Raw genomic sequence first — 24859 nt, 5'->3', positions numbered from 1 at the left:
GAACGTCAGCGGGGTCAGGCTGTTTTTAGCAGACGCGCGTAAAAGAAACCGTCAGCATCGTTGTCACCCGGCAGGCGCTGGCGCGCAATCCCCTCGCAATCGAGGCCGAATGTGTCATCCAGAGGCTGTGCCGCTGCGTCCGGATGCCACTTCAGGAAGGCTCGCACCTGATCGACGTTCTCGGCGCGCAGGATCGAACAGGTGGCGTACAGCAGCACGCCTCCCGGGCGCAGCATCGACCAGCAGGCCTCCAGCAGGCGGGCCTGCACGCCGACCAGCGCATCGATGTCCTCGGCGCGGCGGTGGAACATCACGTCCGGCTGGCGGCGGATCACGCCGGTGGCCGAGCACGGGGCATCCAGCAGGATGGCGTCGAACGGCGTGCCATCCCACCAGGCCCCGGGATCGCTGGCATCGGCCACCCGGGTCTGCGCGCCCTCACCCACACCGGTGCGGGTGTAGGTATCGCGGGCGCGCGCGAGTCGACGCGCATCGATATCGAGCGCCAGCAGGCGCAGACTGGGGTCACGTTCCAGCAGGTGCGCCGACTTGCCACCGGGTGCCGCACAGGCGTCCAGCACGCGGGCGCCGGTCGCGGGCGCCAGCGCGTCGGCTGCGCATTGCGCCGACAGGTCCTGTACCGACAGTGCACCGTCGGCAAAACCCGGCAGCTGGTTCACCGCAACGGGGGCCGCCAGGCGCAGTGCATCGGCGCAGAGCGCGCTGGGTTCGGCGGCAATGCCCGCCTCGGCCAGTGCCGCCAGTGCCTTGTCACGGCCGCCGTGCTGGCGGTTGGCACGCAGCCACAACGGTGCCGGTTGCAGGCTGGCGCTGAAGATCGCGTCGGCCTGTACCGGCCAATCGCGTTCCACCGCATCGGCCAGCCATTCCGGGAAGGCATCGCGCGCCGGCTGCTCCGGGAAACCCTCGCGTTGCGCGCGGCGCAGGATCGCATTGACCAGGCCGGCCTGGCGCTCACGGCCCAGCGCACGCGCGGCATCGACCGTGGCCGACAGCGCCGCATGCGCCGGCAGTTCCAGCACGTCCAGCTGGGCGAAGCCCACCATCAACAGGGTGCGCAGGTCGGCGTCGCGCGCCGACAGCGGCTTCTGCATCCACGACTGCAAGGCAGCGTCATAGGTACTGCGGCGACGCAGCACCGCAAAGCACAGCGCTTCCAGCAAGGCACGATCGCGGCTGTCGGCCAGCTTCGGCAGCGCCCAGGCCAGTTCGGCCTTCAATGAACGGCCACGGGTGAACACCTGTGCCAGCACACGCGCGGCCAGCATGCGCGTGGCCGCGCCCGGCGCCGCCTTGGCCACGGAGAAATCGTTCTGCTTCGACACCGCTTATGCTCCCACGCGCAGATCACGGCGGGCGTTGAGGTAGTCGGCGGCGGTGATCGCCTTGCCGCCTTCGCGCTGCAGCGTACGCAAGCGCAGTGCACCCTGGCCACAGGCGATGTCGATGCCATCGCGGCTGGCCGCCAGCACCGTGCCCGGCGCTTGGCTGTGGGCCTCATCCAGCGCCACCGCGCCATGGATGCGCACGCGTTCGCCAGCCAGCGTCGCTTCGGCGATCGGCCACGGATTGAAGGCACGCACGGTACGCGCCAGCACATCGGCGCCCTGCGCCCAGTCCAGACGGGCTTCGGCCTTGTCCAGCTTGTGCGCATAGGTCACGCCCTGCTCCGGCTGCGGCCGCGCGATCGGCTTGATGCCGGCCCGCAGCAGGCCCAGGCCGTCGGACAGGACCTGTGCACCCAGCTCGGCCAGCTTGTCATGCAGCTGGCCACCGGTATCGGTGGCAGCGATCGGCAGTTCCTGGTGCAGCAGCACCGGGCCGGTATCCAGGCCCGCTTCCATCTGCATCAGGCACACACCGGTCTTTGCGTCACCGGCCTGGATCGCGCGCTGGATCGGCGCAGCACCGCGCCAGCGTGGCAGCAGCGAGGCATGCACGTTCCAGCAGCCGTGGGTCGGGATCGCCAGTACCGCCTTGGGCAGGATCAGGCCGTAGGCCACCACCACCATCAGGTCCGGCTGCAGGTCGCGCAGCTGCTGCTGTGCAGCCTCGTCCTTCAGTGATTCGGGCTGGTAGACCGGAATGCCACGGGCCACGGCCTCGAGCTTGACCGGCGACGGTGCCAGGCCACGGCCACGCCCGGCCGGCCGGTCAGGCTGGGTATAGACGGCCACGACCTCGTGGTGGCGCGCCGCGGCGCGCAGCGACGACACCGCGAATTCCGGCGTACCGGCAAAGACAATCCTCATGGCTACCCCACTTGCAGGATGGATTCGTGCAGGAAAGAAAACGGCGCCGTCGGCCGGCGCCGTGCAGCCCGCGCGCGTCGCGCAGGCACGGGCCACCCGAAGGGCGGCCCGGATGGGCGATCACGCCACGTGCTTGCGCTGCTTGGCCAGCTTCTTGCGGACCATCTCGCGCTTGAGCGGCGACAGGTAGTCGATGAACAGCTTGCCGTCCAGGTGGTCCATCTCGTGCTGGATGCAGGTGGCCAGTACTTCACCCGCCTCCAGCTGCTGTTCCTGGCCGTTGCGGTCCAGGTACTTCACGGTGATGGTGTCGGCGCGGGTGACGTCGGCGAAGATGCCCGGGACCGACAGGCAGCCCTCCTGGTACACCCGGCCCCCGTCCCTGGCGACGATTTCCGGGTTGATGAACACATGCGGTTCATTCTTTTCTTCGCTGACATCGATGACCATGAAGCGCTTGTGCACGTCCACCTGGGTGGCCGCCAGGCCGATGCCCGGGGCGTCGTACATGGTCTGGAACATGTTGTCGATCAGTTCCTGGAAGGCCGGCGTGGTGACTTCGGCGGCGTCGATCAACGCAGCCTTGGTACGCAGGCGCGGATCGGGGAACTCGAGAATGGGGAGAAGGGCCATGGCTGTTTCCGGATAGGGGGCCGGCACGCCGGCATACGTCGCAGATTCTAGCTCCAACGCTTGCCTTGCGCCCCGGTTTCTGGACTATAGTGCGTGGACCTGTTGGGGAATCAGGGCTTCACACCTATGTTGCTTCGTTTTCGTACGGTCGTCGCCGCGGCGATGCTGACCGTGGCTGCCTATGCTACCGCCGTGGAAGTGAATGGCGGGCACCCGGACACCTATGTGGTCCGAAAAGGGGATACGTTGTGGGATATCGCCGCACGTTTCCTGCAGAAGCCTTGGCTGTGGCCGGAGATCTGGCAAGCCAATCCGCAGATCGCCAACCCGCACCTGATCTATCCAGGTGACGTGCTGAGCCTTGCCTACCTGGACCGGGTGACCGTGTCCCAGGCCGGCCCGCGCCAGGAGGCCCCGATCGACGCCATTCCGCTGGCCCAGGTCGAGCCGTTCCTGAAGCAGCTGAGCGTTGTCGACAGCATCAAGCAGCTGCCCTACGTGGTCGGCCTGGAGGACAGCCGCCTGCGCGTGTCCGGCGGTGACACCGTCTACGTGCGCCTGGCCGATGCCCAGGTGGGCCAGCGCTGGGCCGTGGTACGCCCGACCGTGCGGTACGCCCAGCCCAAGCCGACCGAAGACCTGACCGCCAATGGCGACGTGATCCCGGGCAGCGGCAACCTGTGGAAGGCCTACAACGCGCCCAACGCCCGCCGTGGCGTGCTCGGCTACGAGCTGGCCCAGGTCGCTACCGGCACCATCACCCAGATTGCCGGCGGCAAGGTCGAGGCCTCCACGCTGGTGCTGGACAAGAACGACGGCGGCCGCGAAGTGCGCGCCGGTGACCGCCTGGTACCGGTCGAAGCCAAGCCGTACGACCTGCAGTTCATCCCTCATGTACCCGCTGCCGGTGTCGAGGGTGTGGACGTGCGCGTGCTGGCCGTCACCGACATGTTCAATGCCGGTGGCCCGCGCGACGTGATCGCGATCTCGGCCGGCCGTGCCCAGGGCGTGGACAACGGCACCGTGTTCTCGCTGTGGCGCCCGGGCCGCCATGTGGCGCACCGCATGAAGTACCCGAACTCCTCGCGCATGGACGACTCGCTCAGCACCGGCGCGGGCCGGGTCTCGCTGCCGGATGAGTATGCCGCACACGCGATGGTGTTCCGTACCTTCGACAACGTCAGCTACGCGCTGGTGATGCAGGGCGTGAAGCCGGTGCAGGTCGGTTACAACGCGCTGCACCCGGACGCGAAGTAACCGTTGCCGGGCGTGCCGACCGCTGCCCGGCAGGCGTCTGCGGGAAAACCTGACGATCACGTGCGAAGGCGCCCTAGGGCGCCTTTGTTGTGTGCGGCCGATAGTGGGGGATGACCACGCATGCATATGAGGCGCTGCTGCGCCTGTTGATGGCGGGAGGCGCACTGGCGCCACGACGGGCCCTGCTGCAGGCCGCGGGCGGTGCGCAAGCCGCCATCGCGCAAGGCCCGGCGAACTGGCGCGCGCACGGCTGCACGCCGGAGCAATGCGCCGCGCTGGAACGTCCCGAGGCCCGGGCGCGTGCAGCCGCCCTGCGCTGGCTGGAACAGGACAATCATCACCTGCTGCCCTGCACCGATCCGGCCTTTCCACCCTCGTTGCTGGAGGTGCCCAACCCGCCGCTGGCGCTGTTCGTCGCCGGCGACCCCAGCCTGGCCTGGCGCCCGTCGGTGGCGCTGGTCGGCAGCCGTTCCCCCACCCCGGGCGGGCGCGCACTGGCCGCGCGTTTTGCCGGCTGTTTCGTCGAAGCGGGCCTGGCGGTGACCAGCGGCCTGGCCGCAGGCATCGATGCGGCTGCGCACCAGGCCACGCTCGAGGCCGGTGGCTGCACCGTGGCGGTGATCGGCACGGGCCCTGACCGCGCCTATCCGGACAGCCACGCCCAGCTGCAGGCGCGCATCGCCGCCGAGGGCGTGGTGCTCAGCGAGTACCTGCCGGGTACGGCGGCCCGCCCAGGTCACTTCCCCGCGCGCAACCGGCTGGTGGCCGGGCTGGCGCTGGCCACCGTGGTGGTCGAGGCCGCGCAGCGTTCGGGCGCGCTGATCACCGCGCGCCTGGCCGCCGAGGCAGGCCGCGAGGTCTGTGCCCTGCCCGGGTCGGTGCTCAACCCGCGCGCGGCTGGTTGCCACCGCCTGATCCGCGAGGGCGCGGCGCTGGTCGAGCGCCCCGAGGAGGTTCTGGAACTGCTCGCCCCTGCCCTTCGCCTGCAGCTGCCGGGCTTGCAATCGCGGCTGTCCACCCCCACTGAACAGGCACTGCCGGCCCTCCTGCCGGCGCGCTGGGCCGACGACCCTGACTACCAGTGCTTGTGGCGAGCCCTGGACCACAACCCAAGCGGTATGGATTCACTGATCACGCGCTGTGGATTGACGGCGCCCCAGGTGTCCTCCATGCTGCTGGCCATGGAACTGGCGGGAATCGTGGTGTGCGTACACGGCCGCTACTGTCGAACTCCCTAGTTTCTTCACCTCCACAGCGTCGCGCGACGCAGGCCGAGGGGCAATGAAAGAGAGCATCCTGGATGTACTGCTGTACCTGTTTGAACACTATTTCAGCGAAGATGCGGACCTGATCCGTGACCGCGATTCGCTGCAGAACGGCCTGATCCAGGCCGGTTTCAGCCCCACCGAGATCAACAAGGCGTTCGACTGGCTCGATGCCCTGGCCGCGCAGCGGCCGAGCGTGGCCCAGGCGCGGGTCGATGGCCCCGTGCGCATCTACCATGGCCCCGAGCTGGACAAGCTGGATGTGGAATGCCGCGGCTTCCTGCTGTACCTGGAACAGCACGGCATCCTCGACGCCGACCAGCGCGAGCTGGTGCTGGACCGGGCGATGGCCCTGGACCAGGACGAACTGGACCTGGACGACCTGAAATGGGTCGTGCTGATGGTGCTGTTCAACCAGCCCGGCTCCGAAGCGGCCTATGCCTGGATGGAGACGCAGATGTTCATGGACGAGCCAGAACCCCTTCACTGACCGTACACTTGGGGGCATAGCGCATTCAGGAGCGTCCCCGTGAGCGAGTGGTTCCATGCAGAAGGCAACCGGCAGCAAGGCCCGCTGCCGGCGGAACAGTTGGTCGAATTGTTCCGAAACAACCAGATCTCCCTGGACACCCTGGTCTGGCGCGACGGCCTGCCGCAATGGCAGCCGTTGCGCACCGTTGTCGACGAGCTGGGCCTGATCGTGCCGGCGCTGGACGTTGCTGCGCCGGCCCAGCAACCCGAGCCGGAACCGGAACCGGTGGCCCCCCCTCCGCCGCAGCCGCCTGTGCTGCCGCCGTCCACGCCCTATGCCACCCAAGCGGCAGCCGGGGTTCTGCCACCGCCGAAGAAGAAGCTCTCCGGTTGCGCCCTGACCGCGATCATCGGCGGCGGCCTGCTGCTGGTACTGGTACCGATCATGGCCATCCTCGCGGCGATCGCCCTGCCCGCATACAACGACTACACCGTGCGTGCCAGGATCGCGACCGCGGTCAATGCCCTGCAGCCGCTGAAACAGCAGGTGCAGCACTTCGCCGACGATGAAGGCCGCTGCCCCGGCGCCAACGATGCCGGTTTCCCGGCCCCGGGTGACTTCACCCAGGCCGGCCTGTCGGCGGTGAACATCGGCCGCTTCAACAACGGTCACTGTGGCATCGAAGCAACGCTGGCCGTGCCCGGCAAGAGCCTCGATGGCGACCTGCTGTGGCTGGAATATGATCGGGACAGCGGCCGCTGGGAATGCAGCGGTGAAAGCGACGACAACTACCTGCCGACGTCGTGCCGCGGCTGAGCCACGCGCACGGCAGCACCTCCAAGGACGATCCAACAGGGAACATGCAATGACTGAGTGGTACTACGCCGTAGGACAGCAACGCCAGGGCCCGCTGTCGGTCCAGGAGATCCGCCAGCGCTTCCAGCGCGGCGAACTGAACCTGGACACCCTGGTCTGGCGCGAAGGCATGGCCCAGTGGTCTGCACTGCGCCAGGTGGTCGATGAACTGGGCCTGCAGACGCTGGCCGACGCCAGCACCGCCACTGCCAGTGGCGGCTTCGACCTGCGCAGCGACTACGCCGCCATCGACAACGGCACTGCGCCGCTGCCTGGCACGGGCGCGCTCAGCAGCTCACCCTACAACGCACCGGCCGCCGCCGCTGCCGGTGGCGCGCGGCCGGTGATCGGCGGCGAGGTGGTCTACGCCGGCTTCTGGAAGCGCGTCGCGGCCTACATGATCGACTACTTCGTGCTGGCCGTGCCGGGCGGCATCATCGGCGCCATCATCGGCGTGGTGCTTGGCGCCAGCATGGGCGCGGTGGGCAGTGGCGAGACCTCCATCGAAATCGTCGCGCAGCTGGCCAGCGCGCTGATCAACATGGCCATCGGCGTGGCCTACTACACCTGGTTCCATTCCTCGCAGGGCGGCGCCACGCTGGGCAAGATGGCGGTCGGCATCAAGGTCGTGCGCAGCAATGGTGACCGCCTGACCCGTGGCCGCGCCTTCGGTCGCTACTGGGCCATGCTGCTGAGCAGCTTCACCCTGGGCATCGGCTTCCTGATGGCCGCCTTCACCGAGCGCAAGCAGGGCCTGCACGACATGATCTGCGACACCCTGGTGGTCGACCGCTGGGCCTACACCGACCAGCCGCAGCTGCAGCGCCATGAGCTGGGTACGGTCACCATCGTGATCCTGGTACTGACCGGCCTGCTGACGGTGGCGGGCCTGGTGCTGCTGGTGGCTGCGGTCGGCTTCATCGCCAAGATGGCCTCATGAACGGCCATCCTCACGTCTGGCTGCTTGACAGGGGCTGGCCGGGCGTGATTCCTCTAATAAGGTGAAACCTGAACGCCCGGCACACTACCGGGCGTTCAGCGTATTGATTTGTCCGTGGCCGCTTCACTAATGCGGCCGTTTGCTCCACCCTAGCGGCCCCTTCCCTGCGGCTCGCCCCACAGACACTGCTGCCATGCCCAAGCACCTGCTCATCGTCGAATCGCCGGCCAAGGCCAAGACGATCAACAAATACCTCGGCAAGGACTACACCGTCCTGGCCTCGTATGGGCATGTGCGTGACCTGATTCCGAAGGAAGGCGCGGTCGACCCGGACAACGGGTTCGCCATGCACTACGACGTGATCGACAAGAACGAAAAGCATGTCGATGCGATCGCCAAGGCCGCCAAGGGCGCCGACGACATCCTGCTGGCAACTGACCCGGATCGCGAGGGTGAAGCGATCAGCTGGCATATCGCCGAGATCCTGAAGGAACGCGGGCTGGTCAAGGACAAGCCGATGCAGCGCGTGGTGTTCACCGAGATCACCCCGCGCGCCATCAAGGAAGCGATCAGCCAGCCGCGTGCGATCGCCAGCGACCTCGTCGACGCCCAGCAGGCCCGCCGCGCACTTGACTACCTGGTCGGCTTCAACCTGTCGCCGGTGCTGTGGCGCAAGGTGCAGCGCGGCCTGTCTGCCGGCCGCGTGCAGAGCCCGGCGCTGCGCATGATCGTCGAGCGCGAGGAAGAGATCGAAGCCTTCATCGCCCGCGAGTACTGGTCGATAGCTGCCGAGTGCGCGCACCCGTCCCAGCACTTCAATGCCAAGCTGGTCAAACTGGACGGGCAGAAGTTCGAGCAGTTCACCGTCACCGATGGCGACACCGCTGAAGCGGCGCGCATGCGCATCCAGCAGGCCGCGCAGGGCTCGCTGCACGTCACCGACGTCGCCAGCAAGGAGCGCAAGCGCCGCCCGGCGCCGCCGTTCACCACCTCCACCCTGCAGCAGGAAGCCTCGCGCAAGCTCGGCTTCACCACCCGCAAGACCATGCAGGTGGCGCAGAAGCTGTATGAAGGCGTGGCCATCGGCGACGAAGGCACCGTCGGCCTGATTTCGTACATGCGTACCGACTCGGTGAACCTGTCGCAGGACGCGCTGGCGGAAATCCGCGACGTGATCGCCCGCGACTACGGCATCGCCTCGCTGCCGGACCAGCCCAACACCTACCAGACCAAGTCGAAGAACGCCCAGGAAGCGCACGAAGCCGTACGCCCGACCTCGGCCCTGCGCACCCCGTCGCAGGTCGCCCGGTTCCTTACCGACGACGAGCGGCGCCTGTACGAGCTGATCTGGAAGCGTGCGGTGGCCTGCCAGATGATCCCGGCCACGCTCAACACGGTAAGCGTCGACCTGTCGGCCGGCAGCGAGCACGTGTTCCGCGCCAGCGGCACCACCGTGGTCGTGCCCGGCTTCCTGGCCGTGTACGAGGAAGGCAAGGACAACAAGAGCGCCGAGGACGAGGATGAGGGCCGCAAGCTGCCCGCGATGAAGCCGGGCGACCGCATCCCGCTGGAACGCATCCTGGCCGAACAGCATTTCACCCAGCCACCGCCGCGCTACACCGAAGCGGCGCTGGTGAAGGCGCTGGAAGAGTACGGCATCGGCCGTCCCTCGACCTACGCCTCGATCATCCAGACCCTGCTGTTCCGCAAGTATGTGGAAATGGAAGGCCGCAGCTTCCGCCCGTCCGACGTGGGCCGCGCGGTGTCCAAGTTCCTGTCCAGCCACTTCACCCAGTACGTGGATTACGACTTCACTGCCAGGCTTGAGGACGAGCTCGATGCCGTCTCGCGCGGTGAGGAAGAATGGATCCCGCTGATGGCCCGTTTCTGGGAGCCGTTCAAGGAACTGGTCGAAGACAAGAAGGAATCGGTCGACCGCGCCGAGGCCAGTGGCGCGCGCGAGCTCGGCACCGACCCCAAGACCGGCAAGCCGGTCAGCGTGCGGCTGGGTCGCTTCGGGCCGTATGCCGCCATCGGCAGCACCGCCGAGGACGCCGAGGAAAAGCCGAAGTTCGCCTCATTGCGCCCCGGCCAGTCGATGCACACCATCTCGTTGGAAGACGCGCTGGAACTGTTCCTGATGCCGCGCGCACTGGGCGAGGACAATGGTGAGCCGGTCAGCGTCGGCATCGGCCGCTTCGGCCCGTTCGCCAAGCGCGGCAGCACCTACGCCTCGCTGAAGAAGGAAGACGACCCGTACACCATCGACCTGGCCCGCGCCGTATTCCTGATCGAAGAGAAGGAAGAGATCGCGCGCAACCGGATCATCAAGGAGTTCGAGGGCAGCGACATCCAGGTACTGAACGGCCGCTTCGGCCCGTACATCAGCGATGGCAGGATGAACGGCAAGATCCCCAAGGATCGCGAGCCGTCATCGCTGACCCTGGCTGAAGTGCAGCAGCTGATGGAAGAAACCGGCAAGCCGGTGCGCAAGGGCTTCGGCGCCAAGAAGGCCGCTGCGAAGAAGGCACCGGCCAAGAAGGCTGCAGTGAAGAAGGAAGCAGCGCCGAAGAAGGCCGCGGCCAAGAAAGCGCCGGCCAAGAAGGCGGTGAAGAAAGCTGCCGCAAAGAAGGCACCGGCGAAGAAGGCCGTCAAGAAGACCGCTGCAAAGAAGTAGATCCACGCCATGCGCGGATGAGGGGTAGTGCCGGCCGCTGGCCGGCAACACCTGGAAGCCTCGGATGCCGGCCAGCGGCCGGCACTACCGAGCGGGCGCGTTCCACCCCTTCTGCACGCAGCGGGGGGATAATGGAGGCCCACGCCGGGCCGGTCGCCGTCATGAAAGAACTCACCCTGAACTCTGCTGTCGCCACGCTCCGCGCCGGTGGCGTGATCGCCTATCCGACCGAAGCGGTCTGGGGCCTGGGCTGCGATCCGTCACATGAAGCCGCGGTGCACGCGGTGCTGCGGCTGAAACAGCGCCCGATCGAGAAGGGCATGATCCTGGTCGCCGCCGAACTGTCGCAGCTGGAGGGCTGGGTCCGCCTGCAGGCGCTGCCCGACGCCCGCCAGCGCGCGGTGCTGGCCAGCTGGCCGGGCGCCAACACCTGGATCCTGCCGGCCGGTCCGCGCGCCCAACCGTGGGTCACCGGTGAACACAGCGGCATCGCCGTACGCATCAGCGCCCACCCACTGGTCGCCGCCCTGTGCCGCGCCTGGGGTGGCCCGCTGGTCTCCACCAGCGCCAACCTGGCCGGTGAACCACCGGCCCGCAGCCGTGCCGAGCTCGATCCGCGCCTGCTGCGCCTGCTCGATGGCCTGCTCGATGGCGAGACCGGTGGCCTGGCCCAACCGACCCCGATCCGCGACGCGCTCAGCGGCAACGTGCTGCGCTCCTGAGCGGACGATTGCACTGCCACGCACAATCACGCACCCTGCCGCCATGAATCTGCTGCGCACCGCCTTGGGCCTGTGCCTGCTGCTGCCATGGACCGCACCGGCCGCAGAGGACGTGCGCGTCTATCGCTGCGTCGCCAGCAATGGCGCCGTGGCCCTGCAGGACAGGCCCTGCAGCAGCGGCCGGCAGGAAGTGCGCGACCTGCAGCGCCCGCGCGACCCGACGCCACGGGTGGTGCGCAGCGATGCGACGCCCGCGCCTCCCGACGAGGTTCCGGTGATGCGCGATCTCGAAGTCCGCCACGTCTACATCCAGCCGCCACAGCCGTTGTACGAATGCGTGAGCGACGACGGTCGCCGCTATACCAGCGACAACAACGAGGGCAATCCGCGCTGGGTACCGTTGTGGACCAGCGTCTGGCTTCCGCACGGGCACCACGGCCCGGTCCATCCCGGCCCACGCCCGGCCTTCGGCACGCCGGTCGGCACCCCCATCGGTGAAGGAACCGGCTACCGGCCGCCCGCGGTGGGTGTCGGTGTGCAGGTTCCGGCCGGCAGCGTGCTGGTCCGCGACAGCTGCCATGCGCTGCCGCCGCAGGAAGTCTGCGCGCGCCTGCGCGACCGCCGCTGGGAACTGGACCGCCGCTACAACAGTGCGCTGCAGAGCGAGCGTACTGCCATCAGCAACGAACAGCGTGGCATCGACGCACGCCTGTCGCGGGACTGCGACCGCTGAGCGCAGCACCTGCCGTGGCATGTACGCTGTGCGCATGAAGAACCTGATCTGGCTGGCCCTTGGCCTGTTCGCCGGCAACGCAGTGGCCGACGACGGGGTGATCTACCGCTGCACCTCCAGCAACAGCGATGTGCCCACCCTGCAACGTACGCCCTGCCCTGCCGGCAGCAAGCAGCAGGTGGTGCGGATTCCGGCCGCTGCCAGTGCGTCGCCCACGCCGGCCCCTGTGCCGTCGCCACCCGAACCGGCGGCGGCGGGTATGCCGCCGGCTTCCGCGCCCAGCCCCCGCCGCCCCGGCGAAGGACGCACGATCATGGAAGCCGGCATGGTCGAACGCGAAGGCGGCGATCTGATACTCGACAGTGCATCGCTGCCACGCCAGGCCGATGCCGCGCCGGACAGCAATGCGCCGCCGAAGCCGCCGCTGCCGCCCATCTTCCAGTGCACCGACAGCCAGGGCGGTGGCTACCTGCACGAATACGAGGCTGCCCCCGGCCGCTGCGAACTGATGACCGTGCAGGGCCTGGGCGGCGCCACACCGGTCAACGCTGCAGGCTGCGAAGTGGTGCGCGACCGCTGCGAGGAACTGCCGGAAGCGCAGCGCTGCAGCAGCTGGCAGCAACGCTTCCGCGACGCACGTGGCCGCGAGCGGTTCGCCTCGCCGGAGAACCGCGACAAGGCCCGCGGGGAACGCGAACGGTTGCAGGGCGTGCTGGAGGCCAGCAACTGCCCGGTACCGGGGTGACTGCCATGCGGTAGTGCCGGCCGCCGGCCGGCAATCGCAGGATCTTCAGATGTCTGCAGTTGCCGGCCAGCGGCCGGCACTACCCGCTGAGAGATCAGAACCCGTAGCGCAGGAAACCGCCATCCACTGCGATGCATTCGCCGGTGACATAGCTGGCCGCCGGCAGGCACAGGAAGCCCACGGCTGCGGCCACTTCCTCCGGTTCACCGATGCGGCGCATCGGCGTGCGGTTGACCACTTCCTCGTAGTAGTCCGGGTCCGACAATGGACCGGACGTGCGCCGCGTGCGGATGTACCAGGGCGCCACCGCGTTGACCCGGATGCCATCCTCGGCCCACTCGACGGCCAGGTTGCGGGTCATCTGGTGCATCGCGGCCTTGGTCATGCCATAGACCACGCCACTGCGCACGTGGGTCAGGCCGGACACGCTGCCGACGTTGACGATGGACGACGACGCATGCCGCGCCAACAGCGGATGCGCGTAGCGCGACAGCTCGAAGGCCGAGAACAGGTTGGTCTCGAAGATCTTGCGCCACTCGTCCTCGGAATACTCCGTGGCTGCCTTGGTGACGTTGCCACCAGCGTTGTTGACCAGGATGTGCAGGCCATCACTGTGGTCTTCCACCCAGTCCAGGATCTGCCGGCGGTCCTCGTCATCGGAGACGTCCGCGGCCAGCGCATGCACCTGGTGCTGCGGATACACATCCAGCAGTTCGTCGCGCGCGGTCTCCAGCATGTCGATATCGCGGCCGACGATCATCAGATCGGCGCCGAGCCCCGCCAGTTCATGCGCGATGGCCAGGCCGATGCCGGCGCTGGCGCCGGTGATCAGGGCCGTCTGGCCGTCCAGGCGCCACCGTTGCTGGGTCATGTGTCCTCCGGGGCCGCGCCCACTGCATTTCGATGCCGCAAGGATACGCGCTCACGGCAGGGCGTTGCCGGAGATGCGACACTGCGCGAACGCCCACCGCGGAGTACCGCCATGCGCATCCTGATCCTGTTCTTGTCCCTGCTGGCCATCGTGCAGCTGGTGGCCTGCCAGCGTCCGCCGACGCCGAACCCGGAGAAGCCACCGGTACCCAAAGCGATGTCGCATGCGATGCAGGAGCCGCTGGACCGCGCCAAGGGCGCGCAGAAGGCCGTGGATGAAGCCGCCGCACGCGAGCGCAAGGCCGAGGCCGACGCGGCGCGATGACGAGTGGCCTATGGGGTCAGAGCCCTTTGCGAAGCCAAGGGATCAGACCCCATGAACGAGAACGCCCGGCCAAGGCCGGGCGTTTCGCTGTCCAGTAGTTCCACGCCCTGCGTGGATGGCTTCCGTCAGAACCCGCAGAAGCAGTACGCCAGCGCCTTCACCGGTGCGCCGTTGCCCTTTTCGCGGGCCGCGTTCTCGACAAAGCGCAGCTGCGTGTCCACTTCCGGCATCGTGCGTGCCAGCATCATCCGCGCCATGCCCGAATCGGACAGCATCCAGGCACCGGCGCGGCTGCCGGCGAAACCGCTGACGAACTGTGCGAACGGCGTGGCCGCCTTCTCGATGTAGCGCACGCGATAAGCGTCGGCCTTGCCCAGCTTGGCACGGCTGGCAGCGTCGGCCACGGCATCCTTCAGGCCACCGAAGGCATCGACCAGGCCGCGTTCCTTGGCCTGCGCACCGCTCCACACGCGGCCGCGAGCCACCTCGTCCACCGCCTCGACCGGCTTCTTGCGGGCGTCGGCGACGCGGCCGGTGAAGTCGGCGTAGCCCTTGTTGATCACCGACTGGATGACCTGGCCCACGGCCGGATCCATCGGGCGGGTGACATCGAATGCACCGGCGAAACGGGTGGTGCCGACACCATCGGTGTGCACGCCGATCTTGTCCAGCGCGCGGCTGAAGTTCGGCACCATGCCGAAGATGCCGATCGAACCGGTGATGGTCGACGGATCGGCGTAGATGCGATCGGCATTCATGCTGATCCAGTAGCCACCGGAGGCAGCCAGGTCGCCCATCGACACCACCACCGGCTTGCCGGCAGCCTGCAGCGCCACAACTTCACGGCGAATCTGCTCGGAGGCGAATACCTCACCGCCCGGCGAATCGACGCGCAGCACCACGGCCTTCACGTTGTCGTCGTCGCGCGCGGCGCGCAACAGCGCTGAGGTCGACTCGCCGCCGATGCGGCCGGCCGGCAGGTCGCCACCGCTGATCTCGCCGGCAGCCACCACCACGGCCACCTGCGGACGCGAGTCCACCGGGTTGCGACGGGCGTCGAGCAGGGCCAGATAGCGGCCGAAGTCGACGTTGCGGAAACCACCGTCGGCATCTTCGTCGGCCACGCCGCGCTCGATCATCAGATCCTCGAATTCCTCCCGGGTCTTCAGCGCGGTCACCAGCTTCTGCTGCAGGGCGAACTTGGCCAGGTCACCACCGGCGGCGGCGATGCCTTCCGGCAGCGTGTCGATGCCGGCAGCCAGCTGCGCCGGATCCAGGCGGCGCGCCTTGGCGATGTCGCCCAGATAGCGCTGCCACACATCGTTCATCCAGAACAGGTCGGCTTCCTTGGAGGCCGGCGACGCGGCGTCGAGCACGTACGGTTCGGCCGCGGACTTGTACTCGCCCACCTTGAACAGGTGCACGTCCACGCCCAGCTTGTCCTGCAGGCCGGTGCGGAAGTACTGGCGGTAGCGGCCGAGGCCTTCGAGCACGACCGAACCCATCGGGTCCAGGTAGACCTCGTCGGCCTGCGCGGCCAGCAGGTACTGCGACTGGCCCATGCTCTCGCTGTAGGCCACCAGCTGCTTGCCGGAGGCACGCAGATCCTGCAGCGCGGCGGCCACTTCGCGCAGCGAAGCGAAGCCGGACGGCTGCAGCTTGTCCAGCTCCAGCACCACGCGCTCGATCTTCTTGTCGTCCTTGGCCGACTCGATCACCCGCAGCAGATCGCGCAGCTGGATCTCTTCGGCACCGTTGTCACCCACCGCCTTGGCCAGTGCGCGGCTGACCGGATCGGCACTGAACTGCTCGACCAGGCGGCCCTCCGGCGCGATCACCAGGGTGGTGCGGTCCTGCAGTGACTTGCTGGCACCGGCGCCCATGCCGGCGGCGATGACGAACATCACCAGCAGCAGGAACAGCAGGCCGAAGAACACCAGGTTGAGAATCAACCGGCGGGTGAAGTTCATGACGTCCCACAGCCCGATGAAGAAACTGGCGACGGGGTTGCGACGCGCCGGGGGCAGCGGGGGCACGGGTTGATTCATGGAACGCTCCGGATGGCTTCTTGCCGTGGTACCAGCATAGCCGGTGCCGCGTGATGCGGCATCGGACACAAGTCAGGGGATCGCCCGCCATGGGTCGGCATGGCGGGCAGAAAGATCAGGACAGCGCGGACTGCCCGATGCGCTGGCTGCTGCGGCGCAGGCGCCAGCCCATCAGGATGGCAGCGGCGGTCAGGCCGACGATCAGGCCGATCCACATGCCCTGCGGGCCCATGCCCAGCCCCAGGCCGAGTCCGGCGCCGAGCGGCATGCCCAGGCCCCAGTACGCGAACATGGCGATGAACATCGGCACGCGGGTGTCCTTGAGGCCGCGCAGCGCACCCGCCGACAGCACCTGGATGCCGTCCGGGAACTGGAAGGTGGCCGCGTACAGCAGCAGGGTCGAGGCCAGGCCGGCCACTGCCAGGTCGTTGGTGTACACACCGACGATGGCATCGTGGCCGAACAGCAGCACCGCCGCTGACAACGTCTGCGTGCCCATGATGATCGCGTAACCGGCCCACGCCGCACGCCGCACGCCGAAGCCGTCACCACGGCCGACCGCATGGCCGACGCGCACGGTGGTGGCCTCGGCCACGCCCATCGGGATCATGAAGCACAGCTGCGCGACGTTGATCGCGATCTGGTGTGCCGCCGCTTCATTGGCGCCCAGGCGGCCGATCAGCAAGGCGGTGACGATGAACAGGCCACCTTCCATCAACACGGTGATGCCGATCGGCAGGCCGGTGCGCAGCAGCTCCCAGATCGCCTTCCAGCGCGGTCCCTCGAAGTGCGAGAACAGCTGCAGATGGGCGAAGCGCTTGGTCCGCCACAGATACAGGGCGAATGCGGTTGCCTGCAGCCACATCATCACCGCCGAAGCGATGCCCAGGCCCTCGGCCCCCAACTCCGGGAAGCCGAGCTTGCCATTGGCCAGCACGTAGCCCATCGGTGCCAGCACCAGCAGGCCACCGAAGCCGAGCAGCATGGTCGGCAGCGTCCAGTGCATGCCCTCGCTGAGATAACGCATGCAGAAGTACAGGGTCAGCGCCGGGCCACCCCAGCGCACTGCATGCAGGAACGCGGTCGCCCCCGGCACGATGTCCGGCGCGATGCCGAAGGCCGGCAGCAGCGGCGGCACCACGGTGAGGAAGGTGAACATGATCAGCCCCAGCCCCAGCGCCAGCCACAGTGCCTGGCGGAACAGCGGGCCGATCTCGCGCTCGCGGCCGGCGCCATGCAGCTGCGACACCGAGGCGGTGAGCGAGATCAGGGTGCCGATCGGAATCAGCATCGGCAGCCACAACAGCGCCGTACCGATGGTGACTGCGGCAAGGGTCGCCGTAGCGTGGTGGCCGGCAATCACGTTGTCGACGAAGGAGATCAGACCGGTGGACACATGGCCCAGCACGAGCGGCAGGGCGAGCAGACCGGTGGCGCCGACTTCCTTGCTGAAGCGCGGCGTGGAGGTTGCAGTAGACATAAGGTGCTTGACGCGAACTGCGGTTGCGCGCGAAGGGCACAGGCACCGGGTTGCGGGCGCCCATCTTACGCGGGCGGCGCCTGCATTCCCATGACATGGCGTGAATGCTGGGTTTCAACCGCCCCAAGCAAAAAGGGGACGGAGGGGATTAAGTCGCATTCGGCACTGACTGGCCTGATACGACTTAATCCCCTCCGTCCCCTTTTCTACTGGCCGGCCTGGCGCTTTAGCCAGCTGTCGCGCTCGGCGGCGGGCACGGCGAGGAAGGCGCTGCGTACCGTGTCGCGTTCCTGCGGCGGCGTGCGCTGCGCGACCAGGGCCAGCTGGGCCAGCTGCGCCGGGTTGAGCTGGCGCAGCACGGCCAGCGCGGTCTCGCGTTGCTCCGGTGGCACGAATCCGAACAGTCCGTGCAGCTTGGGGAATTCCAGGCCCAGCTGCGGGCCCAGCCGCCATCCGTCGCGGAACGCCTGATCCTGCGCCTGGAATTGCTGCCGCATGCGCTGCTGTTGATCGGCCGGCAGCGAATTGAAGCGCGCAGCCGCCTGACGGATGCGCTCGCGCTCTGCTTCCGGCAATGCGCGCCAGGCGGCGTAGTCGGCACGGCGCTGTCGCTGCTGCTGCGCATCCAGCTGGACGAATTCGGCAGGTGCTGTTGCAGCGGCCGACGCCGGCGTGGCCGGCGAACTGCCCGGAACCGGTGGCGGCAACGGCACGCTCAACGGCTGCGGTGCGGCGGACAGCGACAGCGGCAGGGCCAGCAGCAGGCTGGCGAGCACGTACTTATTCATCGGCGGCAGCCGTTTCCAGCGTGGCACTGGCCGGCTCCGGCCGGCTCGGCTTGGCTTGCGATTCATCCACCGGCAGCGGGCCGCCCGCGGCAGTCCACGCGTACAGGTCGGCATCGGCGACCAGCGGGTAGTCGCGATCTGCCAGCATCGCTGCGTCATCATTGGCTTGCGCCTGGCCCGCGTCCGGTGTGGCGTCCACCTTGCTCGGTGGCAGGGCCTCCACGGTCACCGGACCGGCTTCGCCCACCACGCCCTCCGGCAAGGGTGCATCGCTGCCGAACGAATGTCCCTGCAGGTGGCGCCACCCCAGCGCGGCGGCCAGCAGTACCGCCACCGTCACCAGCAGGATCAGCGGACCGCGCCAGCGCGGCCTGGCATTCGCGCGGCGGCGCTTGCCGTTGGCGGCCGCACGCTCGTCCCGCTGCGGTGCGCGCCAGCTGGAGGCCGGTGCTTCATTGTGGGTGGTGGGTGCGGCCGGCTGCTGCAGTTGCTGCAGGCGTGCGGCCGGCAGGTCACGGACACGGGTCTGTACCTGCTCGGCCAACTGGCGCCAGGCCACGGCATCGGGCCGGCCCTGGGCATCACGCGGGCAGGCATCGGCCAGCAGGTGCTGGTAACCGGCCTCGTCCTGGTCGAGCACGCGCATGGCGATGCCCTCGTCCAGGCTGCCGCCCACCCGCAGCAGCAGCGCCAGTCGTGGAAGTGGCGGCATCGCGCCCAACGCGGCCAACGACGGCGCCCACTGCCCGCCCGCCGGCTCGCGCAGCGCCTGGCGCTGGCCCAGCAGGGTCCAGAAGCGGGTCGGCCATTGCGCCATCGGCAGGTCGCTGGCGACCGCTGCAAACGCGCGCATCACTGCCACCAGGGTCTGCTCGGCACGCGCGGCATCGCCGCACTGCAGTTCAGCCACCACCAGGGCGCGGCGTTCGACGCCACGCAGGAACGCCGACAGCGCGCCGGCCGCGGTCGAGGAAACAGGGGCGGGCACAGCCGTCATCGGTCACTCCAAAGGTCTGCCGGCATGATAGCGGCAGCCCATCGGCACCCGTAGGACTTGCGCCCACAGGCACTTCGTGCTGCAGGTTGTGCACAGCACCACGCTCCCCGCGCGGGAAATTGCGGCATGCAGCTGAATTCACTCTGTTTCAGCAATGTTTCACACTCAAGTTGTTGATTTTGAATGCCTTTTAAGTGTGGCGATTTTTTGACCAACCCAAGCGTGAGCTCGTCGCCATCGGCCTCCTGGGTTGCCGTCGACCGGTAACGCACAACGTTATCCACAGAACATGTGGATAAGCCTGAATCTCCAATGGACACCGATATTTAGGTGACATTTATGATTCAACGGCCGTGCCCGGGCACGTCTGCCCCCTGCCATTCGCGCGCGCATGGCCCGTTACACTGGCCCGATGCTTTCGCCCATTCCGACCCTGCAGGTCGCCCTGCCCGTCCCCCTGCCCCGCCTGTTCGACTACCTGTCGCCGGAGGGCGATGGCCCCACGGCCGCGGTCGGCTGCCGCCTGAAGGTGCCGTTCGGCAACCGCGAGCTGGTCGGCGTGGTGGCCGGCCACGGCCAGACCGACGACGGCCAGGGACTGCGCCAGGCGCTGGCCTGGTGCGACCGGCAGCCGCTGCTGCAGGGCGAACTCTGGCAGAGCCTGCAGTGGCTGGCGCGCTACACCCATGCGCCACTGGGCGAGGTGCTGAGCACCGCCCTGCCCGGCCCGCTGCGCCATGGCGAGGCCCTGCCCGACACCCACCACTGGGGTTGGCAGCTGACCACCGAAGGCCACGCCCAGCGCGAAAAGCTGCGCGCCGGAAGCCGTCCGCGGCAGCTGGCCGAGCTGCTGGCAGGAGCGATCGTGGATGAGGACGTGCTCGGCGAACGCATGGCCGACTGGCGCACCGCTGCACGCAGCCTGACCAAGCGCGAGCTGGCCGAGCGCGTGGCGATGACGGTGGCACCGCAGCATGCGCAGCCGCTGCCCGGCCCCACGCTCAACCCGGACCAGGCCGGGGCGGTGGCTGCGATCAACGCTGCCGACGGCTTCCAGCCGTTCCTGCTGGACGGCGTGACCGGCAGCGGCAAGACAGAGGTCTACCTGCAGGCGATCATCCATTGCCTGGCGCAGGGCAGGCAGGCGCTGGTGCTGGTACCGGAAATCGGCCTGACCCCGCAGACCCTGGCACGTTTCCGCGGCCGCCTGGGCATCGCCGTGCACGCCTTGCATTCGGGGTTGAACGACAACGAGCGCGCGCGCGTCTGGGCGGCCGCCTCCCGAGGCGAAGCGCGGGTCATCGTCGGCACCCGCTCGGCGGTTTTCACGCCATTGCCGCAGGCCGGCCTGCTGATCGTCGACGAGGAACACGACGGCAGCTACAAGCAGCAGGACGGCATCCGTTACCACGCGCGCGATTTCGCTCTGGTGCGCGCCAAGGCGCTGGGCATTCCGGTGCTGCTCGGCAGTGCCACCCCTTCGCTGGAAACGCTGCACAACGCCTACGCCGGGCGCTACACGCACCTGCGCCTGAAGCAGCGCGCCGGCGATGCGCGGCCACCGCGCGTGCGCATCCTCGATGTACGCAAGCGGCCGCTGCACGATGGCCTCTCGGCCGATGTGCTGGCCGGCATCGGCGAGCACCTGCAGCGTGGCCAGCAGGTGCTGGTGTTCAAGAACCGCCGTGGCTACGCACCGGTGCTGCTGTGCCACGACTGCGGGTGGACCGCGCCTTGCCAGCGCTGCGATGCGCCGATGACCGTGCATGGCGGCGGCCGACGCCTGCAGTGCCACCACTGTGGCGCGCGCCAACCGGCGCCGTTGGCATGCCCGGCCTGCGGCAGCCTGGCGCTGCAGCCGCAGGGCATCGGCACCGAACGCCTGGAAGAACACCTCACCGCCGCCTTCGCCGATTTCCCGGTGGTGCGCATCGACCGTGGCACCACCTCACGCCGCGATGCGCTGGAGCAGCAGCTGGCGAAACTGGGCGACCAGCCCGGCATCCTGGTCGGCACGCAGATCCTGGCCAAGGGCCACGACCTGCCGAAGCTGACCCTGGTGGTGGTGGTCGGCATCGACGAAGGCCTGTTCTCCGCCGACTTCCGCGCCAGCGAGAAGCTGGCGCAGCAGCTGATCCAGGTGGCCGGTCGTGCAGGACGTGCGCGTGACCCCGGCGAGGTCTGGCTGCAGACCCATCACCCGGGTCACCCGCTGCTGGAAACCCTGGTGAGCGGTGGCTACCACCCGTTCGCGCAGGCCGAGTTGAACCAGCGGCAAGCCGCAGGGTTCCCCCCGTTCGCGCACCTGGCGCTGATGCGCGCCGAAGCGCAGCAGGTCGAGCACGCCAATGCGTTCCTGCTGGCTGCGCGGCAGTTGCTGGGCGAGCAGAACGTGGTGGAGGCGTACGGCCCGATGCCGGCGCCGATGCCGCGGCGCGCGGGCTACCAGCGCACACAGCTGCTGCTGTCGGCGCCGCAGCGGCCACCCTTGCATGGCGTGCTCGCGCAGCTGGTTCCGCAGCTGTATGCGCTGCCGGAAGCACGCAAGGTGCGCTGGTCGCTGGATGTGGATCCAACGGACCTGTATTGAGGGGTCAGAGCCCACCCGTCGGGTGGGATCCGACCCCGATGCCCAGGGGGTCGGATCCCTTTTCGCAGAAAAGGGCTCTGACCCCGGACGCCTTCGCTTACGTCAGCGGCGACATCACGCCGCGCTGGTAGGCCGGGCGCTCACGCAGCCGCGCATACCAGTCAGCCAGATGCGGCAGCTCCGGTCGCTGGATCGGCAGCTCGTACCAGGCGTAGACCAGCGAGCCCAGCGGGATGTCGCCCATCGCGAACTTCTCGCCCGACAGCCACGGCTGCCTGGCCAGGGTAGCGTCGGCCATCGCCAGGTAGTCACCGGCGCGCACGATGGCGGCATTGATCCGCGCTTCATCGCGGTCGGCCGGCGCGGTGCGCATGATGCCCCAGACCAGGTCGCTGTACAGCGGCGCCATCCGCGACGTGCTCCAGTCCATCCACTTCTCGGCCTGGGCGCGTTCCATCGGGTCCTCAGCGTACAGGGTGCCCAGTGCGTAGCGGGCGCTCAGGTAGCGCACGATGGCGTTCGATTCCCACAGCGGCAAGCCGTGGTCTTCGATCACCGGCACCAGGCCGTTGGGATTCATCGCCTGGTACTGCGGCGTCTGCGTACCACCATGGCTGCCACCGACTTCGATGGATTCGTACGGCAGGCCGATTTCCTCGGCGCACCACAGTACCTTGCGGACGTTGCTGGAATTGCGGCGGCCCCAGATCTTCAACATGCGGGTTTTCCTTGCTGGCAATGCGAGCGGCAACGATACGCCTGATCGGGCGGAGATGTCCGTGCCGGATGCGGGATCTGGCATCCGGGCATTGCCGGCCAGCGGCAGGCACTACCTGTTCTTTTTTGGCAGCGCGCGCACGTAGGACGACTTGCCATCCTTCTTCAGTTCGAACAGACCGATCGCCGCCAGCAGATCGCTGAGCTTGCCGTAGCCATAGTTGCGCGGATCGAACGAGGCCTGGTTGCCGATCTGGCTGCCGACCGGTCCGAGGTGCGACCAGCCATCCTCACCCTCGGCCGCGGACACCGCACGGCGCAGCATCTTCACCAGCCGGGTGTCACTGCGCATTTCCGCACCGCTCTTGCGCGGACGCGCATCGTCGTTGGTCACCGGCTCGTTCGAGGCCTGCTCGCTGGACGCCTGTTCGGCATCCGGCACGCTGGCATGGGTCTGGCCCAGTGCCTCCAGGTAGGTGAACTTCGAGCACGCATTGACGAATGGCTCGGGCGTCTTCTTCTCACCGAAGCCATATACCTTCACGCCATCGGTCAGAAGGCGCATCACCATCGGGGTGAAGTCCGCATCGCTGGAGACGATGGCGAAGCCATCAAGGTTGCGCGCGTACAGCAGGTCCATGGCATCGATCACCATCGCCATGTCCGAAGCGTTCTTGCCCTTGCTGTAGGCGAACTGCTGGATCGGGCGGATCGCATACTCATGCAGCACCGCTTCCCACCCCTTCAGTCGCGGGCTCTTCCAGTTGCCGTAGGCACGGCGCACGTTGGCCACGCCGTAGCGGGCGACTTCCGCCAGGACCTCGTCGATCTTCGAGGCCGGCGCATTGTCGGCGTCGATCAACAGGGCGATGCGCTTTTCCGGTTCGCTCATGGGCTCCTCACGGGCCGTTGCCTGAACCCGAGTATCGCCGATCCGGGCAGGCGCTGACGTGACAGGTGGCCGCCGTGCGAAGATGCCAGGCGCTTCCCCCGATGCCCCCACTGGAGTGAGTCGATGAGTCGCGAGCGCGTTCCCCACCTGGTCGTTGTCGGCGGCGGTTTTGCCGGTCTCTGGGCCACCCGTGCCCTGGCCCGCGAGCGCATACGCATCACCCTGGTCGATCGCCGCAACCATCACCTGTTCCAGCCGCTGCTGTACCAGGTGGCCACCGCCGGCCTGTCCGCGCCGGATATCGCCGCACCGCTGCGCCACATCCTCGGCCACCAGCGCAATGTGGAAGTCCGCCTCGGCGAAGTGGTGGCCATCGACAAGCGGGCGCGGCAGATCCGCATGGCCGATGGCAGCACGCTGGATTACGACAGCCTGCTGCTGGCCACCGGCGCCACCCACGCCTACTTCGGCAACGATCAATGGGCCGATGATGCGCCCGGCCTGAAGACGCTGGACGATGCCATCGCGCTGCGCCGCAAGCTGCTGCTGGCGTTCGAACGCGCCGAGGCCGAACCGGACCCGGCGAAGAAGGCGGCGTGGCTGAGTTTCGCCATCGTCGGTGGTGGTCCGACCGGCGTCGAACTGGCCGGCACCCTGGCCGAGATCGCGCGCCACACGCTGCGCAACGAATTCCGCCACATCGACCCGGCCAGCGCCAGGGTGCGGCTGGTCGAGGCTGGGCCGCGCGTGCTGTCCTCGTTCCCGGATGCGCTTTCGCTGAAGGCGCGCCGCCAACTGGAAAAGCTGGGCGTGGAAGTGCTGACCGGTACCCCGGTAAGCGACATCGACAGCCAGGGCTTCAAGCTCGGCGAACAGTTCGTACCGGCGCGCACCGTGGTCTGGGCCGCCGGCGTGGCCGCTTCACCGCTGGCGCGCACGCTGGACGTGCCACTGGACCGCGCCGGACGCGTGCCGGTGCAACCGGACCTTACCCTGCCCGGTCACCCGGAGCTGTTCGTGGCCGGCGACCTGGCCGCACTGAGCCAGGCCGACGGCAAGCCGGTACCCGGGGTGGCACCGGCCGCCAAGCAGATGGGCAAATACGTGGCCGAGGTGATCCGCGCGCGCCTGCACGGCAAGCCCGAGCCCGGCCCGTTCAAGTACGCCGACTACGGCAACCTGGCCACCATCGGCCGCATGGCCGCGATCGTGCACCTGGGCCGGCTGCAGCTTTCCGGCGTGCTGGCCTGGTGGTTCTGGCTGGCCGCGCACGTGTTCTTCCTGATCGGCTTCCGCAACCGCATCGTGGTGCTGCTGAACTGGGCGGTCGCGTATTGGAGCTACCAGCGCAGTGCGCGAATCATCTTCGGTGATGACCGCGACGACCGGCGGCCGAAGCGGTAGGGCTGCATGCAACGGGGGGTCGGATCCTTTTCCGCAGGAAAGGGCTCTGACCCCTTGCAGTAGATCCACGCCATGCGTGGATGAGTACCCGCACATCCCCCATCTTCATCCATGCGTCAGCTTCCTGCATTTTTGAGAAGCCGTAGTCAGGAATGGTTGCTGTGCTTCCCGCCGCT

General features: G+C 68.1%; 22 protein-coding genes. 12 read left to right on the top strand and 10 right to left on the bottom strand.

Annotated features, from left to right (window positions below; all coding sequences use genetic code 11):
* Positions 1 to 14: 14 nt before the first annotated feature.
* The 3 genes from rsmB to def form a co-directional block, all read right to left on the bottom strand.
* Positions 15 to 1346, bottom strand: a complete 1332-nt coding sequence (gene rsmB / locus AC5P7S_RS01895) for a 16S rRNA (cytosine(967)-C(5))-methyltransferase RsmB (protein ID WP_053496983.1) — start codon at positions 1344 to 1346, stop codon at positions 15 to 17.
* Between the two features lie 3 nt (positions 1347 to 1349).
* A complete protein-coding gene (fmt, locus tag AC5P7S_RS01890; protein ID WP_005419618.1) occupies positions 1350 to 2273 on the bottom strand; it encodes a methionyl-tRNA formyltransferase in 924 nt (307 codons plus the stop codon).
* 120 nt (positions 2274 to 2393) lie between these two features.
* Positions 2394 to 2906, bottom strand: coding sequence for a peptide deformylase (gene def, locus AC5P7S_RS01885; RefSeq protein ID WP_005419619.1), 513 nt, complete (start codon positions 2904 to 2906; stop codon positions 2394 to 2396).
* A gap of 126 nt (positions 2907 to 3032) precedes the next feature.
* On the opposite strand from def, the gene AC5P7S_RS01880 reads away from it, so the two are divergent.
* The 9 genes from AC5P7S_RS01880 (at position 3033) to AC5P7S_RS01840 (ending at position 12572) form a co-directional block, all read left to right on the top strand.
* Positions 3033 to 4163: a LysM peptidoglycan-binding domain-containing protein gene (locus tag AC5P7S_RS01880; RefSeq protein WP_095378165.1), complete on the top strand. Its 1131-nt coding sequence runs from the start codon at positions 3033 to 3035 to the stop codon at positions 4161 to 4163.
* Between the two features lie 110 nt (positions 4164 to 4273).
* The gene (gene dprA / locus AC5P7S_RS01875; RefSeq protein WP_095378166.1) at positions 4274 to 5401 is read left to right on the top strand and encodes a DNA-processing protein DprA; all 1128 of its coding nucleotides are present in this window, start codon (positions 4274 to 4276) and stop codon (positions 5399 to 5401) included.
* 43 nt (positions 5402 to 5444) lie between these two features.
* Complete coding sequence (locus AC5P7S_RS01870; RefSeq protein WP_005419622.1) at positions 5445 to 5918, top strand: DUF494 family protein; 474 nt, start codon at positions 5445 to 5447, stop codon at positions 5916 to 5918.
* 39 nt (positions 5919 to 5957) lie between these two features.
* Positions 5958 to 6716, top strand: a complete 759-nt coding sequence (locus AC5P7S_RS01865; RefSeq protein WP_095378167.1) for a pilin — start codon at positions 5958 to 5960, stop codon at positions 6714 to 6716.
* A gap of 49 nt (positions 6717 to 6765) precedes the next feature.
* The gene (locus AC5P7S_RS01860) at positions 6766 to 7695 is read left to right on the top strand and encodes an RDD family protein (RefSeq protein ID WP_095378168.1); all 930 of its coding nucleotides are present in this window, start codon (positions 6766 to 6768) and stop codon (positions 7693 to 7695) included.
* Positions 7696 to 7888: 193 nt separating this feature from the next.
* Entirely contained in the window at positions 7889 to 10372 is a 2484-nt protein-coding gene (locus AC5P7S_RS01855) for a DNA topoisomerase I (RefSeq protein WP_005419627.1), read from the top strand.
* A 131-nt stretch (positions 10373 to 10503) separates the two neighbouring features.
* Positions 10504 to 11094, top strand: a complete 591-nt coding sequence (tsaC, locus tag AC5P7S_RS01850) for an L-threonylcarbamoyladenylate synthase type 1 TsaC (RefSeq protein WP_081275815.1) — start codon at positions 10504 to 10506, stop codon at positions 11092 to 11094.
* 43 nt (positions 11095 to 11137) lie between these two features.
* Positions 11138 to 11827 (top strand): hypothetical protein, encoded by a 690-nt coding sequence (locus tag AC5P7S_RS01845; protein ID WP_095378169.1) that lies wholly within the window; start codon positions 11138 to 11140, stop codon positions 11825 to 11827.
* A gap of 34 nt (positions 11828 to 11861) precedes the next feature.
* Complete coding sequence (locus AC5P7S_RS01840; protein ID WP_095378209.1) at positions 11862 to 12572, top strand: hypothetical protein; 711 nt, start codon at positions 11862 to 11864, stop codon at positions 12570 to 12572.
* A gap of 94 nt (positions 12573 to 12666) precedes the next feature.
* On the opposite strand, the gene AC5P7S_RS01835 is transcribed toward AC5P7S_RS01840, so the two are convergent.
* Entirely contained in the window at positions 12667 to 13443 is a 777-nt protein-coding gene (locus AC5P7S_RS01835; RefSeq protein ID WP_005419635.1) for an SDR family oxidoreductase, read from the bottom strand.
* Between the two features lie 111 nt (positions 13444 to 13554).
* On the opposite strand from AC5P7S_RS01835, the gene AC5P7S_RS01830 reads away from it, so the two are divergent.
* Positions 13555 to 13767, top strand: a complete 213-nt coding sequence (locus tag AC5P7S_RS01830) for a hypothetical protein (RefSeq protein ID WP_005419638.1) — start codon at positions 13555 to 13557, stop codon at positions 13765 to 13767.
* A gap of 125 nt (positions 13768 to 13892) precedes the next feature.
* Here AC5P7S_RS01830 and sppA read toward each other — a convergent pair whose 3' ends face one another.
* From sppA to AC5P7S_RS01810, 4 genes are all read right to left on the bottom strand, one after another.
* Complete coding sequence (gene sppA, locus AC5P7S_RS01825) at positions 13893 to 15815, bottom strand: signal peptide peptidase SppA (RefSeq protein ID WP_061478137.1); 1923 nt, start codon at positions 15813 to 15815, stop codon at positions 13893 to 13895.
* Positions 15816 to 15930: 115 nt separating this feature from the next.
* A complete protein-coding gene (locus AC5P7S_RS01820) occupies positions 15931 to 17295 on the bottom strand; it encodes an MATE family efflux transporter (protein WP_005419642.1) in 1365 nt (454 codons plus the stop codon).
* A gap of 206 nt (positions 17296 to 17501) precedes the next feature.
* Positions 17502 to 18083 carry a DUF3106 domain-containing protein gene (locus AC5P7S_RS01815; protein ID WP_095378170.1) on the bottom strand — a complete coding sequence of 194 codons (582 nt, stop codon included), beginning with the start codon at positions 18081 to 18083 and terminating at the stop codon, positions 17502 to 17504.
* Positions 18076 to 19080, bottom strand: coding sequence for a hypothetical protein (locus AC5P7S_RS01810; RefSeq protein WP_095378171.1), 1005 nt, complete (start codon positions 19078 to 19080; stop codon positions 18076 to 18078). The genes AC5P7S_RS01815 and AC5P7S_RS01810 overlap by 8 nt, the downstream gene beginning before the upstream one ends.
* A 412-nt stretch (positions 19081 to 19492) precedes the next feature.
* Between AC5P7S_RS01810 and AC5P7S_RS01805 the strand changes: the two genes are divergently transcribed.
* Positions 19493 to 21670 (top strand): primosomal protein N', encoded by a 2178-nt coding sequence (locus tag AC5P7S_RS01805; RefSeq protein ID WP_069139712.1) that lies wholly within the window; start codon positions 19493 to 19495, stop codon positions 21668 to 21670.
* 97 nt (positions 21671 to 21767) lie between these two features.
* Here AC5P7S_RS01805 and AC5P7S_RS01800 read toward each other — a convergent pair whose 3' ends face one another.
* Both AC5P7S_RS01800 and AC5P7S_RS01795 read right to left on the bottom strand, forming a co-directional pair.
* Positions 21768 to 22388: a glutathione S-transferase family protein gene (locus AC5P7S_RS01800; protein WP_095378172.1), complete on the bottom strand. Its 621-nt coding sequence runs from the start codon at positions 22386 to 22388 to the stop codon at positions 21768 to 21770.
* A 111-nt stretch (positions 22389 to 22499) separates the two neighbouring features.
* Positions 22500 to 23279 (bottom strand): NYN domain-containing protein, encoded by a 780-nt coding sequence (locus AC5P7S_RS01795; protein WP_005419652.1) that lies wholly within the window; start codon positions 23277 to 23279, stop codon positions 22500 to 22502.
* A 123-nt stretch (positions 23280 to 23402) separates the two neighbouring features.
* On the opposite strand from AC5P7S_RS01795, the gene AC5P7S_RS01790 reads away from it, so the two are divergent.
* The gene (locus tag AC5P7S_RS01790; protein ID WP_095378173.1) at positions 23403 to 24683 is read left to right on the top strand and encodes an NAD(P)/FAD-dependent oxidoreductase; all 1281 of its coding nucleotides are present in this window, start codon (positions 23403 to 23405) and stop codon (positions 24681 to 24683) included.
* The last annotated feature ends 176 nt before the right edge of the window (positions 24684 to 24859 follow it).

The sequence above is a fragment of the Stenotrophomonas sp. YJH_SMC_32 genome, assembly GCF_059369975.1.
The sequence above is the reverse complement of the archived record's forward strand: the minus strand, read 5'-3'. Positions and strand labels throughout refer to the sequence as shown.

Bases quoted from the DNA above. Each gene is read 5' to 3' on its own strand.
- fmt (WP_005419618.1), bottom strand. From the start codon at position 2,273: ATGAGGATTGTCTTTGCCGGTACGCCGGAATTCGCGGTGTCGTCGCTG.
- AC5P7S_RS01880 (WP_095378165.1), top strand. From the start codon at position 3,033: ATGTTGCTTCGTTTTCGTACGGTCGTCGCCGCGGCGATGCTGACCGTG.
- AC5P7S_RS01800 (WP_095378172.1), bottom strand. From the start codon at position 22,388: ATGTTGAAGATCTGGGGCCGCCGCAATTCCAGCAACGTCCGCAAGGTA.
- AC5P7S_RS01845 (WP_095378169.1), top strand. From the start codon at position 11,138: ATGAATCTGCTGCGCACCGCCTTGGGCCTGTGCCTGCTGCTGCCATGG.
- AC5P7S_RS01860 (WP_095378168.1), top strand. From the start codon at position 6,766: ATGACTGAGTGGTACTACGCCGTAGGACAGCAACGCCAGGGCCCGCTG.
- AC5P7S_RS01810 (WP_095378171.1), bottom strand. From the start codon at position 19,080: ATGACGGCTGTGCCCGCCCCTGTTTCCTCGACCGCGGCCGGCGCGCTG.
- AC5P7S_RS01855 (WP_005419627.1), top strand. From the start codon at position 7,889: ATGCCCAAGCACCTGCTCATCGTCGAATCGCCGGCCAAGGCCAAGACG.
- dprA (WP_095378166.1), top strand. From the start codon at position 4,274: ATGACCACGCATGCATATGAGGCGCTGCTGCGCCTGTTGATGGCGGGA.
- AC5P7S_RS01840 (WP_095378209.1), top strand. From the start codon at position 11,862: ATGAAGAACCTGATCTGGCTGGCCCTTGGCCTGTTCGCCGGCAACGCA.
- AC5P7S_RS01815 (WP_095378170.1), bottom strand. From the start codon at position 18,083: ATGAATAAGTACGTGCTCGCCAGCCTGCTGCTGGCCCTGCCGCTGTCG.
- def (WP_005419619.1), bottom strand. From the start codon at position 2,906: ATGGCCCTTCTCCCCATTCTCGAGTTCCCCGATCCGCGCCTGCGTACC.
- tsaC (WP_081275815.1), top strand. From the start codon at position 10,504: ATGGAGGCCCACGCCGGGCCGGTCGCCGTCATGAAAGAACTCACCCTG.
- AC5P7S_RS01830 (WP_005419638.1), top strand. From the start codon at position 13,555: ATGCGCATCCTGATCCTGTTCTTGTCCCTGCTGGCCATCGTGCAGCTG.
- AC5P7S_RS01820 (WP_005419642.1), bottom strand. From the start codon at position 17,295: ATGTCTACTGCAACCTCCACGCCGCGCTTCAGCAAGGAAGTCGGCGCC.
- AC5P7S_RS01805 (WP_069139712.1), top strand. From the start codon at position 19,493: ATGCTTTCGCCCATTCCGACCCTGCAGGTCGCCCTGCCCGTCCCCCTG.
- AC5P7S_RS01795 (WP_005419652.1), bottom strand. From the start codon at position 23,279: ATGAGCGAACCGGAAAAGCGCATCGCCCTGTTGATCGACGCCGACAAT.
- AC5P7S_RS01835 (WP_005419635.1), bottom strand. From the start codon at position 13,443: ATGACCCAGCAACGGTGGCGCCTGGACGGCCAGACGGCCCTGATCACC.
- AC5P7S_RS01870 (WP_005419622.1), top strand. From the start codon at position 5,445: ATGAAAGAGAGCATCCTGGATGTACTGCTGTACCTGTTTGAACACTAT.
- AC5P7S_RS01790 (WP_095378173.1), top strand. From the start codon at position 23,403: ATGAGTCGCGAGCGCGTTCCCCACCTGGTCGTTGTCGGCGGCGGTTTT.
- sppA (WP_061478137.1), bottom strand. From the start codon at position 15,815: ATGAATCAACCCGTGCCCCCGCTGCCCCCGGCGCGTCGCAACCCCGTC.